Origin of the sequence: Klebsiella terrigena (genome assembly GCF_012029655.1) — a bacterium.
Classification (GTDB): domain Bacteria; phylum Pseudomonadota; class Gammaproteobacteria; order Enterobacterales; family Enterobacteriaceae; genus Klebsiella; species Klebsiella terrigena.
Window position 1 is genome coordinate 4,012,510 of sequence record NZ_CP050508.1, and the last position, 14,147, is coordinate 4,026,656.

Here is a 14,147-nt window from a genome sequence, read left to right on the forward strand (position 1 = left end):
ACCAACACTTAACACCGCAGGGAAACTATCTCACAATCGACGAAGCAGGGATGCCGCTCCGCTACCGCCGCGATGTTCTGGCCATGCCTCGCGCCACCACGCTGACGGCGTAAAGAATAATGCCCAATGCTGGTCAGCCCTCCCCTCTTGCGCCCTGCAAAAAAATAAATATATAACAAAGGGTTCTGCCATCACCTCCGGGGTTTAAAAGAACATATGCAGAAAACCGCCCTCGCCCAGGCACCGTTTTATACCCGTTGAGAATTAATTTAAAAACGATTTTATAACGTTATTAAATCGTTATTTAACATCGATGATAAAAATAAAATATCGTGTAAAAATATAAACTCAGCCTTATTTAAGCCGCTATTTATGGCCTATACCCTGCAAACAAAATTAAAGTAACCCCTTGATTAACATTGATTTAAATGAGGTCATTAAACCTTCAGCTCGTCCTGCATTGATAGCCGATGCTCCTGAGGAGAGCGCGTAAAAAAACGGCCCGAGTCACGGGCGTTATTGATCGCCGTAGTCGGCGTAACGGAAAAGGTCGGAAATATTAGCGGGAGCGGCGCATAAAAAAGGCCACCGGAAGGTGGCCAACCATGTCGAAACTGGACCGGCCCCGAGCTATTCACTCTCAGCGATCGAATAGCAGGGGCCGTTTTATTACATTTACTTAATGATAGATTTCAGCGCTTCGCCGATGTCTGCCAGGCTACGAACGGTTTTCACACCGGCCGCTTCCAGGGCAGCAAACTTCTCGTCAGCCGTGCCTTTACCGCCGGCGATGATGGCGCCTGCGTGGCCCATACGCTTGCCTTTCGGCGCGGTCACACCGGCGATATAACCCACTACCGGCTTGGTTACGTGCTCTTTGATGTAGGCTGCCGCTTCTTCTTCAGCGCTGCCGCCGATCTCACCGATCATCACGATCGCTTCGGTCTGCGGGTCTTCCTGGAACAGCTTCAGGATATCGATGAAGTTAGAACCCGGGATCGGGTCACCGCCGATACCGACGCAGGTAGACTGGCCGAAGCCGTAGTCAGTAGTCTGCTTAACCGCTTCATAGGTCAGCGTACCGGAACGGGAAACGATACCCACTTTACCCGGCTGGTGAATGTGGCCCGGCATGATGCCGATTTTGCATGCGCCAGGGGTGATAACGCCCGGGCAGTTAGGGCCGATCATGCGCACGCCGGCTTCATCCAGCTTCACCTTCACGGTCAGCATATCCAGCGTCGGGATACCTTCGGTGATGGTGATGATGAGCTTAATGCCCGCATCGATAGCTTCCAGAATGGAGTCTTTGCAGAACGGAGCCGGTACGTAGATAACGGTCGCGGTTGCGCCGGTTGCGTCTACGGCTTCGCGCACGGTGTTGAACACCGGCAGGCCCAGATGCGTGGTGCCGCCTTTGCCCGGCGTCACGCCGCCGACCATCTGCGTACCGTAAGCGATCGCTTGTTCGGAGTGGAAAGTCCCCTGGCTACCGGTAAAGCCCTGGCAGATAACCTTGGTGTTTTTATCAATTAAAATGGACATTATTTCCCCTCCACTGCAGCAACAACCTGCTGCGCTGCGTCCGTCAGACTTTTCGCTGCAATAATATTCAGGCCGCTGTCAGCCAGTTTCTTCGCGCCCAGTTCGGCATTGTTACCTTCCAGACGAACGACCACCGGAACGTTAACGCCCACTTCCTCTACCGCGCCGATAATGCCGTCAGCGATCAGGTCGCAACGCACGATACCGCCGAAGATGTTAACCAGTACGGCTTTAACATTGCTGTCGGAAAGGATGATTTTAAACGCTTCGGTTACGCGCTCTTTGGTTGCGCCGCCGCCAACGTCAAGGAAGTTAGCCGGTTCGCCGCCGTGCAGCTTAACGATGTCCATGGTGCCCATCGCCAGGCCTGCGCCGTTAACCATACAGCCGATGTTGCCGTCCAGCGCAACGTAGTTCAGCTCCCACTGTGCAGCCTGAGCTTCACGCGGATCTTCCTGAGACTGGTCGCGCATTTCGCGCAGATCCGGCTGACGGAACAGGGCATTGCCATCGGCGCCCAGCTTGCCGTCGAGGCAGATCAGGTCGCCCTGTTTGGTGATAACCAGCGGGTTGATTTCGATCAGCGCCAGATCGCGCTCGAGGAAAATATTCGCCAGCCCCATGAAGATCTTGGTGAACTGCTGAACCTGCTTACCTTCCAGACCCAGTTTGAACGCCAGCTCACGGCCCTGGTAAGGCATCGGGCCCGCCAGCGGGTCGATAGCAATTTTGTGGATCAGGTGCGGCGTCTCTTCCGCCACTTTTTCGATTTCCACGCCGCCTTCGGTGGAAGCCATGAACACAACGCGACGGGAGCTACGGTCAACCACGGCGCCAAGATAGAGCTCTTTGGCGATATCGGTCGCCGCTTCAACCAGGATTTGGTTAACCGGCTGGCCGTGCGCATCCGTCTGGTAGGTCACCAGGCGTTTGCCGAGCCAATGTTCAGCAAATGCGCGAATGTCTTCTTTGCTGTTAACTACTTTCACACCGCCCGCTTTACCGCGGCCGCCAGCGTGAACCTGACATTTCACTACCCACGGACCCGCACCGATTTTTGAAGCGGCTTCTTCTGCTTCGCGCGGAGTAGTACAGGCATAACCCACCGGCGCCGGTAAGCCATAGCGGGCAAACAGTTGTTTTGCCTGATATTCATGTAAGTTCATGTGTTCAGTCCATCCTTCAGGTAATCGTTATCATTTAGTCTGTAAGGCGATAAATCGCCGTTTACAGCGCTGATGATGTTTTTATTGGCCCGGCACGCTGAACGCTGCCGGGCCATGATCGCTACACGTCCAGCAGCAGACGAGTCGGGTCTTCCAGCAGCTCTTTAATCGCTACCAGGAAGCCTACCGATTCACGTCCATCGATCAGACGGTGGTCGTAGGAGAGCGCGAGGTACATCATCGGCAGAATTTCTACCTTGCCATTGACCGCCATCGGACGATCTTTAATGGCATGCATACCCAGAATTGCGCTCTGCGGTGGGTTGATGATTGGCGTAGACATCAGAGACCCGAAGACGCCGCCGTTGGTAATGGTGAAGTTACCGCCGATCAGATCGTCAACGGTCAGCTTGCCGTCGCGGCCTTTCAGTGCCAGCTCTTTAATATTCTTTTCGATATCCGCCATGCCCAGCAGATCGACATCGCGCAGAACCGGCGTTACCAGGCCACGCGGCGTCGATACGGCCATGCTGACGTCGAAGTAGTTATGATAAACCACGTCGTCGCCATCGATGGAGGCGTTCACTTCCGGATAGCGCTTCAGCGCTTCCACGACCGCTTTCACGTAGAAGGACATAAAGCCCAGGCGGATGCCGTGACGTTTTTCGAACGCGTCGCCGTACTGCTTGCGCAGATCCATAATCGGCTTCATGTTGACTTCGTTGAAGGTCGTCAGCATGGCGGTAGAGTTTTTCGCTTCCAGCAGACGCTCGGCCACGCGTTTGCGCAGACGGGTCATCGGAACGCGTTTTTCAGAGCGGTGGCCCAGCTGAGCAACCGGAGCAGCGGCCGCAGCCGGCGCCTTGGTTTCCGCTTTAGCCGGCGCTGCCGCCAGATGTTTTTCAACATCTTCACGGGTCAGACGGCCGCCAACGCCGGAGCCTTTGATCGCGCTCGCATCGAGGTTATGTTCAGCCAGCAGGCGACGGATCGCCGGGCTGAGCGCATCGTTACTCTGCTCTTCCAGAGAAGCCTGCTGACGCTGAGCCGGGGTGGACTCTTTCGCATCGGACTTCGCACCGGACTCTTTGCCCGCGCTGTTGCCTTCACGCAGGCGGCCCAGAATTTGACGAGAAAGCACGGTTGCGCCTTCGTCTTCCAGCACTGCTTCCAGAATGCCGTCCGCTGATGCCGGTACTTCCAGTACCACTTTGTCAGTTTCGATTTCCACCAGCACTTCATCACGCTGGACGCTATCGCCCGGTTTTTTATGCCAGGTCGCAACGGTCGCGTCAGCTACGGACTCAGGCAGGTCGGGAACCAGAATATCTACGCTACTCATTATGTATCCTTTAATTAATCGACGTTCAGCGCGTCATTGACCAGATCTTGTTGCTGTTTCTGGTGAACGGACATATATCCTACCGCCGGAGAGGCGGAGGCCGGGCGGCCTGCATAACGCAGAGAGGCCCCAAACGGAATCACTTCGCGGAAGTGATGCTGGCTGCAGTACCACGCGCCCTGGTTGAGCGGTTCTTCCTGACACCAGACAAAATCATGCACCTGCGCATAAGGCTTCAGCGCTTCCTGTACCGCCTGATGCGGGAACGGATAGAGCTGCTCTACGCGCACGATAGCGACATCTTTTTGGTCGTTCTTACGACGCTGCTCCAGCAGGTCGTAATAAACTTTACCAGAGCACAGTACCACGCGCTTCACGGCTTTCGGGTCGAGATCGTCCACTTCGCCGATAGCCGGCAGGAAGGTGCCGTTTGCCAGCTCGTCGAGGCTGGAAACCGCCAGCGGGTGGCGCAGCAGCGACTTCGGTGACATCACCACCAGCGGACGGCGCATACCGCGCAGCGCCTGACGACGCAGCATGTGGTAAACCTGTGCCGGGGTAGACGGGACGCAAACCTGCATGTTCTGCTCGGCGCAGAGCTGCAGATAGCGCTCCAGACGCGCGGAAGAGTGCTCCGGGCCCTGGCCTTCGTAGCCGTGCGGCAGCAGCATCACCAGGCCACACATCCGGCCCCACTTCTGCTCGCCTGAGCTGATGAACTGGTCGATCACAACCTGAGCGCCGTTGGCGAAGTCACCGAACTGCGCTTCCCAGATAGTCAGGGTACGCGGTTCCGCGGTGGCATAGCCGTATTCAAACGCCAGTACCGCTTCTTCAGAGAGCACGGAGTCCCAGACTTTGAAATGCTCCTGGCCGTTGTGCACGTGCTGCAGCGGAATATAGGTTGAGCCGTTCACCTGGTTATGAATAACCGAGTGGCGGTGGAAGAAGGTGCCGCGACCGGAGTCCTCGCCGGACAGACGAATCGGAATGCCTTCATCAACCAGCGTCGCGTAGGCCAGGTTTTCCGCCGCGCCCCAGTCAAACAGCTTCTCGCCGGCCGCCATCGCCTGACGATCGCCGTAAATTTTGGCGACGCGAGACTGCATTTCAATGCTTTCAGGCACGGTGCTGATGCGCTTAGCCAGTTCCTGCAGGCGCTTCATCTCTACCTTGCTCGGGTAGCTCTCATCCCACTCGTGGTTGAGGTACGGCGACCAGGTAAAGGAGTGCAGGTTCATCGGACGCCACTCTTCTACCACGCATTCGCCGGCATCCAGCGCGTCGCGGTAGAGGTTGACCTGCTCGGTTGCATCTTCCAGCGTCGAAACTTTGTCCTGCTCGAGTTTGTCAGCATAGATTTTGCGCGGAGTCGGATGCTTTTTGATTTTCTGATACATCAGCGGCTGGGTTGCGCTCGGCTCATCGGCTTCGTTATGGCCGTGACGGCGGTAGCACACCAGGTCGATCAGAACATCGCGTTTAAAGGTATTGCGGAAATCCAGCGCCAGGCGGGTAACGAAAGCCACGGCTTCCGGGTCATCTGCGTTAACGTGGAAGATCGGCGCCTGAACCATTTTACCGATATCGGTACAGTACGGCGTAGAGCGCGCGTCCAGCGGGTTCGAGGTCGTGAAGCCCACCTGGTTGTTGATAACAATACGTACGGTACCGCCCACTTCGTAACCGCGGGCTTTCGACATGTTCAGGGTTTCCTGAACCACGCCCTGACCGGTGATCGCGGCGTCGCCGTGAATGGTAATCGGCAGCACTTTATTGCTGCTTGGCTCGTCCAGACGATCCAGACGGGCGCGCACGGAACCGATAACCACCGGGCTGACGATTTCGAGGTGCGACGGGTTAAACGCCAGCGCAAGGTGTACCAGACCGCCTTCGGTTTCCATATCGGAAGAGAAGCCCATGTGGTACTTCACGTCGCCGGTGCCGAGGTGTTCTTTATGCTTGCCGGCGAACTCGTCAAACAGATCCTGCGGCTTTTTACCGAGGACGTTGACCAGCACGTTCAGACGACCGCGGTGCGCCATGCCCAGCACCACTTCGCGGGTGCCGCTTTTGCCAGCGTGGCGGATCATCTCTTTGAGCATCGGGATCAGCGCATCGCCGCCTTCCAGCGAGAAGCGTTTCGCGCCCGGGAATTTCGCGCCGAGGTAGCGTTCCAGACCTTCAGCGGCGGTCAGTTCGCTTAAGAAGCGTTTTTTCTCTGCCGCGCTAAAGCTGGCTTTCCCTGCTACCGATTCAATACGCTGCTGGATCCAGCGCTTCTCTTCGGTAGAGGTGATATGCATGTATTCCGCGCCGATAGCACCGCAGTAGGTCTGTTTGAGCGCTGACAGCAGCTCGCCCAGCTTCATCGTATCTTTACCGATGGCAAAGGAACCTACGTTATAACTTTCCTGGAAATCGGCCTCGGTCAAATCGTGGTATGCCGGGTCTAAATCTGCCACTCTATCCTGTTTCCACAGTCCCAGCGGATCGAGATTCGCATGCTGATGACCGCGGAAGCGATAGGCGTTGATGAGCTGCAGGACTTTAACCTGCTTCACATTGGTGTCAGGGTCGGAAATCGAAGAAGTGTAACGTGAGGCATCCTTCGCCAATCGACGGAAATAATCACGCGTTTTGGAATGAAATTGATCCGGTTTGACTCCGGTGCCAGGTAACTGCTGGAACATAGAACGCCAGTTGGCGTCAACAGAGTCAGGATCGGTTAAGAAGTCTTCATAGAGCTGTTCTATCCAGCTCTGGTTCGAACCAGAGAGGTAAGAAGAGTCCAGCCAGGCTTTCATTGCGCCGTTCTGCATCGTGATCCCTTAAGCATTTATATGCTTATTTCGCCGTAGAAACTACCACGCACATGGATTGTACGTGCCGGGGTTCACTCATTACGGACGAGTTGTGGCTTCTGCGTCCGCTAAGGAACCTTTAAAAACTGCCATTAATCTTCGGCGTTCAGGCTGCGGTTGCGTTAGCTGCCTTCACTTACCCCGGTCACACAGTTCACTATGCTCCCTGGGATGCGTTCAGTTGCCGCCTTACCTCGCTCTGAACGCCTTGATTACTGGTACATATTTGGCGGTTTTTAAAGATTTCCTGCCATCCCCTTCATACTTCAAGTTACATGTGCGTTGGCTTTCCTCACTCACCCCAGTCACTTACTTGAGTAAGCTCCTGAGGATTCGCGGCGTCGCCGCCTTCCTGTAACTCGAATTATTTAGGGTATTCATTTCCCGGCGGCACAAACGCTGCCGGGGCTACTGCTTCGGGTAGCCCGGATAAGCGATAGCGCCATCCGGGACAGACCGGGTTACTTACGCACTGCGCTGCAGCAGCATCGACTTGATATGGCCGATGGCGCGCGTCGGGTTCAATCCCTTAGGACAAACACTGACGCAGTTCATAATGCTATGACAGCGGAATACGCTGAAAGCATCGCTTAACCCTTCCAGGCGGCTGTCGGTTTCGGTATCGCGGCTGTCGATCAGGAAGCGATACGCCGCCAGTAAACCTGCCGGGCCGACAAACTTGTCCGGGTTCCACCAGAACGACGGGCAGGACGTTGAACAACATGCGCACAGAATACACTCGTACAGTCCGTCGAGTTTCTCACGCTGCTCCGGCATCTGCAGATGCTCACGAGCCGGAGGATTTTGCCCATTATTCAACAAGTAAGGCTTAATCTTCTCATATTGTGCATAGAATTGCCCCATGTCTACAACCAAATCGCGGATAACCGGTAAACCTGGCAGCGGACGGATAACAATTTTCTTGCCCGGCTGATTCAGCGCGGAGATCGGCGTGATGCACGCCAGACCGTTTTTACCATTCATGTTCAGACCGTCGGAGCCACAGACCCCTTCACGGCAGGAACGACGAAATGAGAGCGACGGGTCTTTTTCCTTCAGCTGCATCAGCGCGTCCAGCAGCATCATGTCGCGACCTTCTTCCGCTTCCAGGGTGTAATCCTGCATATGCGGAGCATCGTCAACGTCCGGGTTATAACGATAAATTGAAAACTCGAGTTTCATTTTCCTGTCTCCGCATTAATAAGTACGAATCTTCGGCGGGAATGCCGGGCGCAGTTTCGGTTGCATGTTGACGCTACGACGCGTCATCGCTTCCGACTCTGGCAGGTACAGGGAATGGCACAGCCAGTTTTCATCGTCACGTTCCGGGAAGTCGAAGCGGCTATGCGCGCCACGGCTTTCGGTACGGAAGTTTGCCGACACCGCGGTGGCGTAAGCAGTTTCCATCAGGTTATCCAGCTCCAGGCACTCGACGCGCTGGGTGTTGAACTCGCTGGAGGTATCGTCCAGGCGCGCATTTTTCAGACGCTCGCGGATCGCCTTCAGCTGCTCAAGCCCTTTCGCCATCGCATCACCTTCGCGGAACACCGAGAAGTTGTGCTGCATACATTCCTGCAGCGCTTTGCGGATCTCGGCCGGGTCTTCACCGTTACGGTTGCCGTTCCAGCGGTTGAGGCGCGCCAGGGAAGCGTCGATCTCTTCTTCCGTCGCGTCGCGAAGCTCGCCCTGTTCGGCGATAGATTCCTGCAGATGTACGCCGACCGCGCGGCCGAACACCACCAGGTCAAGCAGCGAGTTACCGCCCAGACGGTTAGCGCCGTGAACCGATACGCAGGCGATTTCACCGACGGCGAACAGCCCAGGAATAACCACATCTTCGCCCTGCGCGTTAACGGTCAGCGCCTGGCCGCTTACGCGGGTCGGAATACCGCCCATCATGTAGTGGCAGGTTGGGATAACCGGAATCGGCTCTTTCACCGGGTCAACGTGCGCAAAGGTGCGGGACAGTTCAAGGATACCCGGCAGGCGGGATTCGAGAACTTCTTTACCCAGGTGGTCAAGCTTCAGCTTGGCGTGCGGGCCCCACGGACCGTCGCAGCCGCGACCTTCGCGGATTTCGATCATGATGGAACGCGCCACCACGTCACGACCCGCCAGGTCTTTCGCATTCGGAGCATAGCGCTCCATAAAGCGTTCGCCGTGTTTATTCAGCAGATAGCCGCCTTCACCGCGGCAGCCTTCGGTGACCAGAACCCCAGCCCCGGCGATACCGGTTGGGTGGAACTGCCACATTTCCATATCCTGCACCGGCACGCCGGCGCGGATCGCCATCCCAACGCCATCACCGGTATTGATGTGGGCGTTGGTGGTGGATTGATAAATACGACCTGCACCACCGGTAGCCAGCACGGTTGCGCGGGCCTTGAAGTACACCACTTCGCCGGTTTCGATACACAGCGCGGTACAGCCAACGATGGCACCGTCGGCGTTTTTCACCAGATCCAGCGCGTACCATTCGGAGAAGATAGTGGTGTGGTTTTTCAGGTTTTGCTGATACAGCGTATGCAGCAGGGCGTGGCCGGTACGGTCAGCTGCCGCCGCGGTACGTGCCGCCTGCTCGCCGCCGAAGTTTTTCGACTGGCCGCCAAACGGACGTTGATAAATGGTGCCATCTTCGAGGCGCGAGAACGGCAGGCCCATATGATCCAGTTCGAGAATCGCTTCCGGACCGGTTTTGCACATATATTCAATGGCGTCCTGGTCACCAATGTAGTCCGACCCTTTAACGGTGTCGTACATGTGCCATTCCCAGTTATCTTCATGGGTATTACCGAGCGCAACGGTGATGCCACCCTGCGCGGAAACGGTATGGGAACGAGTAGGGAACACTTTGGAGAGCAGCGCACAGGACTGGCCGCTCTGGGAAATCTGCAGCGCCGCGCGCATACCTGCGCCACCGGCACCAATCACAACAGCATCAAATTCTCTGACAGGCAATTTCATTACACACCCCACACCACAACAAATCCATAAAGAACGTAAGCCACCAGCGCAACGACGATAAGCAGTTGCAGAACCAGGCGCACAGCCAGTGGTTTAACGTAGTCCGTCAGTACCTGCCACATACCGATCCAGGCGTGGATCAGGATGGAGACGAGGGCCAACAGGGTGAAGACTTTAGTGAACGCGGAGGAGAAAAAACCCGTCCAGACTTCCCATGAGATTTCACCCGTGGTGGCAAAGAAGCCGACCATATAGATGATGTAGAGGGTCAGAACGATGGCGGTAGCACGAACCAGAATGAAGTCATGTACGCCGTTGCGTCCCAGTGCTGAGGCGTTGCTTACCATACGAGGACTCCTGCGAGAAGTGAAAGCACGACAGTAATAACAAAAGAAATCCTGGCGGAGCGTGTCCCTACTTCGAGGGTTTCTTCCAGATAGCCAAAGTCCATCATCAGGTGGCGGATACCGACCACTGCGTGATAAGCCAATGCGGTCAGAATGCCCCACATAATGAATTTCACGAAGAAGCTATCCATAATGGATGCCGCAGTGAGGAAACCTTCGGGAGAGGAAAGGCTGGTGCCCAGCAACCAAAGCAGAATCCCGACCGCCACGAAGGTGATCACACCGGATACGCGATGGAGAATGGACGCTATCGCCGTGATTGGGAACCGGATCGTTTGCAGATCCAGATTGACAGGTCTTTGTTTTTTCACATTTCTTACCATGAATAACGCCCACATGCTGTTCTTATTGTTTCCTTCCTCCGGTCTGCTTGCGGGTCAGACAGCGTCCTTTCTATAACCTGTAGTCATGAATAAACTCCTTTTCAGGAGCGAAAACGTGACCAAACAACGCTGGGTGGCTCGGGATTGCAGGGTGTTCCGGAGACCTGGCGGCAGTATAGGCCGTTCACAAAATCATTACAATTAACCTACATATAGTTTGTCGGGTTTTGTCCCGAACAGTGATCAAAGTCACGATAACAACATTATTTTAAAATTTAATCACCTGATTTGACAAATATTAAACATTCTTGTTACAACCATTACCAGATAAATGCAATAATGCTCAAAAGTTATGGGGTCACTCTTTCACCTGAGAATAAGTTATGCAACAGTGTGACGGTATTGACCAATGTAATCAGGACGGTTATTAGTGGTATAACGATTTTTAAATTCGGGCTGCTAAAACGCTGATTTGCTGTTATTTCGTCGTAAACTGAAAACGTTCCATCAAGCGCCTTTGCTCTGTACCCTGCCAATTCCGCTGTCGCAGAGCTGTGTGCAACATAACAAACTGGTAACGTAATCAGGCACGAGCCGAAGGCAAATCCCCCCCGGCAGTCTTAAGCAATAAAGGCGCTAAGGAGACCATAAATGTCTGATGCAAAAGCAAAAATCACCCTAGGTGGTGATACTGCTATCGAACTGGATGTGCTAAAAGGCACGCTAGGCCAGGATGTTATTGATATTCGTAGTCTTGGTTCAAAAGGCGTATTTACCTTTGACCCTGGTTTCACTTCAACCGCATCGTGTGAATCTAAAATCACGTTTATCGACGGTGATGAAGGTATTCTGCTCCACCGTGGTTTCCCGATCGATCAGTTAGCGACCGAGTCCAACTACCTTGAAGTCTGCTACATCCTGCTGAACGGCGAAAAGCCGAATCAAGCCCAGTACGAAGAGTTCAAAACCACCGTTACCCGCCACACCATGATCCACGAGCAGATTACCCGTCTGTTCCACGCGTTTCGTCGCGACTCGCACCCGATGGCGGTGATGTGCGGTATCACCGGCGCGCTGGCGGCGTTCTATCACGACTCCCTGGACGTTAATAATCCACGCCACCGTGATATCGCTGCGTTCCGCCTGCTGTCCAAAATGCCGACAATGGCAGCGATGTGTTACAAATATTCAATCGGCCAGCCTTTTGTTTATCCGCGCAACGACCTCTCCTACGCGGGTAACTTCCTGAATATGATGTTCTCCACGCCGTGTGAAACCTACGAGGTTAATCCGGTACTGGAACGCGCCATGGACCGTATTCTGATCCTGCACGCTGACCACGAACAGAACGCGTCAACTTCAACCGTCCGTACCGCAGGCTCCTCAGGCGCGAACCCGTTCGCCTGTATCGCTGCGGGCATCGCCTCCCTGTGGGGACCGGCGCACGGCGGCGCGAACGAAGCAGCGCTGAAGATGCTGGAAGAGATCAGCTCCGTTGAGCACATTCCGGAATTCGTTCGTCGCGCGAAAGATAAAAATGACTCTTTCCGCCTGATGGGCTTTGGCCACCGCGTGTATAAAAATTACGACCCGCGCGCCACCGTCATGCGTGAAACCTGCCATGAAGTGCTGAAAGAGCTGGGCACCAAAGACGATCTGCTGGAAGTGGCGATGGAGCTTGAGCACATTGCGCTCAACGACCCGTACTTCATCGAGAAGAAACTCTATCCGAACGTCGATTTCTACTCCGGTATCATCCTGAAAGCGATGGGTATTCCGTCCTCCATGTTTACCGTTATCTTCGCGATGGCGCGTACCGTAGGCTGGATTGCCCACTGGAACGAAATGCACAGCGACGGCATGAAAATTGCCCGTCCGCGTCAGCTGTACACCGGCTACGACAAACGCGATTTCAAGTGCGACATCAAGCACTAAGCCAGGTTTCGGCAACAAAAAACGCGCCTTAAGGGCGCGTTTTTTTATGGCTGCTGTCGGCGATAAGCTCGTTCACCTCGCCCCTTTTCCCGCAGGATTCGCGTACAGGCTGCGCGCTTTAACGCTGGCAGCCAGGGCACCAGTAGAACGGCCTCGAGGAGAGCATGGTTCTCTCGATAAGCGTGCCGCAGCGTTCGCAGGGCTCGCCCTCGCGGTGGAAAACCTTAAAGCGAAACAGCGCCCCGTGGTGCCGATTTTCATCCACCTGGTCGCGGGTAGTGTAGGACAGCCGCGGGATCGCCAGCAGCGCCTGCGCCAGGGCATCGAGCTGGCTGTCCGTCAGCGCCGAGGCCTTGTGCCGACCGGTCAACCCAACCTGCCAGAGAATCTCAACGCGCAGGTAGTTGCCCAGCCCGGCGAGGAATGCCTGGTCCAGCAGCAGGCCGGAAAACTGACGCTGACGGAATTTTGCCGACAGCAGGCGGGCCTTGACCTCTTCCACCGTCAGGCTCATATCCAGCACGTCAGGGCCGACCCGGAGTAAGAAAGGGTGTACCGCCAGCTGCGCCGGGGTCAATATTTCAATATCCGAAGCGCTGTAGAGCAGAACCGCCTTCTCCGCCGTCTGCAGTCTGACGCGCAGAATGCGCTTGGTCGACGGCTGCTCCCCTGCCGCAACCACGCGCCACACGCCGTACAGCTGATTGTGGCTGTACAGCGTCAGCCCGCCGGAGAAATGCGTCAACAGGGCTTTACCGCGCGTCTCAATGTGCGTCACCTGCTGGCCCACCAGCTCAGACTGCCAGGGCTGCAGCTGCGGGAAGGCAAACCAGACCTCGGTCAGAGGTTTGCCTTTAATCGCCAATTCCAGGCTATCCGCCGCGCGGCGGATTTCCGGACCTTCCGGCATAATATCGTCCTTCTGTTAGTGCGTCGCGCCGCCGGTAACGCTGAGATCGTCGTCGTGAGTCAAGGATACGGCAATCGCCGTTTCCAGCGCCGCTCGTATCGTTTCCAGCGCCATGCTCGCCTCGCCGGGATGGGCCGCAGCCTGCTCCGGCAGATACGGAATATGAATAAAGCCGCCTTTTACGCCAGTCTGACCCTGCAGCTTGTGCAGCAGACCGTACATGACGTGATTACACACGAAGGTCCCCGCCGTTTGTGATACCGAGGCGGGAATGCCCTGCTTACGCAGCGCGGCGACGATCGCTTTGATCGGCACGCTGCTGAACCAGGCGGCCGGACCACCGGCCACGATCGGCCGATCGATTGGCTGCTGGCCCTTGTTATCCGGGATCCGCGCATCGTCGACGTTGATCGCCACGCGTTCAACGGTAATGTCAGCCCGCCCTCCCGCCTGGCCAATAGCAAGGGTTAACGCGGGCCTGAATTCATCCAGCGCGGCGTGAAGCACCGTCAGCGCCTCGTTAAAAACGCAGGGCAGCTGCCGCGCCACGACGCGCTCTCCGGCAATGATAGCGCCATCGAGTCGCTTTACCACTTCCCACGAAGGGTTAACCGCTTCGCCATCAAACGGTTCGAAACCGGTGATCAATACGCCCGCCATACTCCCTTCTCCTCTCCCGGCATCGTTATAG

The 14,147-nt window shown here is 55.7% G+C and carries 12 protein-coding genes; 2 read left to right on the forward strand and 10 right to left on the reverse strand.

The window, feature by feature from the left end; all coding sequences use genetic code 11:
• Positions 1-675 precede the first annotated feature (675 nt).
• From sucD to sdhC, 8 genes are all read right to left on the reverse strand, one after another.
• Positions 676-1,545: a succinate--CoA ligase subunit alpha gene (gene sucD, locus HCK03_RS18920; protein ID WP_041144638.1), complete on the reverse strand. Its 870-nt coding sequence runs from the start codon at positions 1,543-1,545 to the stop codon at positions 676-678.
• Entirely contained in the window at positions 1,545-2,711 is a 1,167-nt protein-coding gene (gene sucC, locus HCK03_RS18925; protein ID WP_041144637.1) for an ADP-forming succinate--CoA ligase subunit beta, read from the reverse strand. The genes sucD and sucC overlap by 1 nt, the downstream gene beginning before the upstream one ends.
• A gap of 121 nt (positions 2,712-2,832) precedes the next feature.
• Positions 2,833-4,053 (reverse strand): 2-oxoglutarate dehydrogenase complex dihydrolipoyllysine-residue succinyltransferase, encoded by a 1,221-nt coding sequence (gene odhB / locus HCK03_RS18930; RefSeq protein ID WP_041144636.1) that lies wholly within the window; start codon positions 4,051-4,053, stop codon positions 2,833-2,835.
• Between the two features lie 14 nt (positions 4,054-4,067).
• Positions 4,068-6,875, reverse strand: coding sequence for a 2-oxoglutarate dehydrogenase E1 component (gene sucA / locus HCK03_RS18935; protein ID WP_041144635.1), 2,808 nt, complete (start codon positions 6,873-6,875; stop codon positions 4,068-4,070).
• A 507-nt stretch (positions 6,876-7,382) separates the two neighbouring features.
• Positions 7,383-8,099 (reverse strand): succinate dehydrogenase iron-sulfur subunit SdhB, encoded by a 717-nt coding sequence (gene sdhB, locus HCK03_RS18940; RefSeq protein WP_041144634.1) that lies wholly within the window; start codon positions 8,097-8,099, stop codon positions 7,383-7,385.
• 15 nt (positions 8,100-8,114) lie between these two features.
• A complete protein-coding gene (sdhA, locus tag HCK03_RS18945; RefSeq protein ID WP_041144633.1) occupies positions 8,115-9,881 on the reverse strand; it encodes a succinate dehydrogenase flavoprotein subunit in 1,767 nt (588 codons plus the stop codon).
• A complete protein-coding gene (gene sdhD, locus HCK03_RS18950; RefSeq protein WP_041144632.1) occupies positions 9,881-10,228 on the reverse strand; it encodes a succinate dehydrogenase membrane anchor subunit in 348 nt (115 codons plus the stop codon). The genes sdhA and sdhD overlap by 1 nt, the downstream gene beginning before the upstream one ends.
• Positions 10,222-10,626: a succinate dehydrogenase cytochrome b556 subunit gene (gene sdhC / locus HCK03_RS18955; protein ID WP_041144631.1), complete on the reverse strand. Its 405-nt coding sequence runs from the start codon at positions 10,624-10,626 to the stop codon at positions 10,222-10,224. The genes sdhD and sdhC overlap by 7 nt, the downstream gene beginning before the upstream one ends.
• Before the next feature lie 324 nt (positions 10,627-10,950).
• On the opposite strand from sdhC, the gene HCK03_RS26700 reads away from it, so the two are divergent.
• Together HCK03_RS26700 and gltA are read left to right on the forward strand one after the other, a co-directional pair.
• Positions 10,951-11,082, forward strand: coding sequence for a hypothetical protein (locus tag HCK03_RS26700; protein ID WP_421672170.1), 132 nt, complete (start codon positions 10,951-10,953; stop codon positions 11,080-11,082).
• 180 nt (positions 11,083-11,262) lie between these two features.
• A complete protein-coding gene (gene gltA, locus HCK03_RS18960; RefSeq protein WP_041144630.1) occupies positions 11,263-12,546 on the forward strand; it encodes a citrate synthase in 1,284 nt (427 codons plus the stop codon).
• Between the two features lie 118 nt (positions 12,547-12,664).
• Here the strand turns inward: gltA and nei are convergent, their stop codons facing one another.
• Together nei and pcp are read right to left on the reverse strand one after the other, a co-directional pair.
• Positions 12,665-13,456, reverse strand: a complete 792-nt coding sequence (gene nei, locus HCK03_RS18965) for an endonuclease VIII (protein ID WP_167692040.1) — start codon at positions 13,454-13,456, stop codon at positions 12,665-12,667.
• A 15-nt stretch (positions 13,457-13,471) separates the two neighbouring features.
• Entirely contained in the window at positions 13,472-14,116 is a 645-nt protein-coding gene (gene pcp / locus HCK03_RS18970) for a pyroglutamyl-peptidase I (protein WP_167692041.1), read from the reverse strand.
• Between the last annotated feature and the right edge of the window lie 31 nt (positions 14,117-14,147).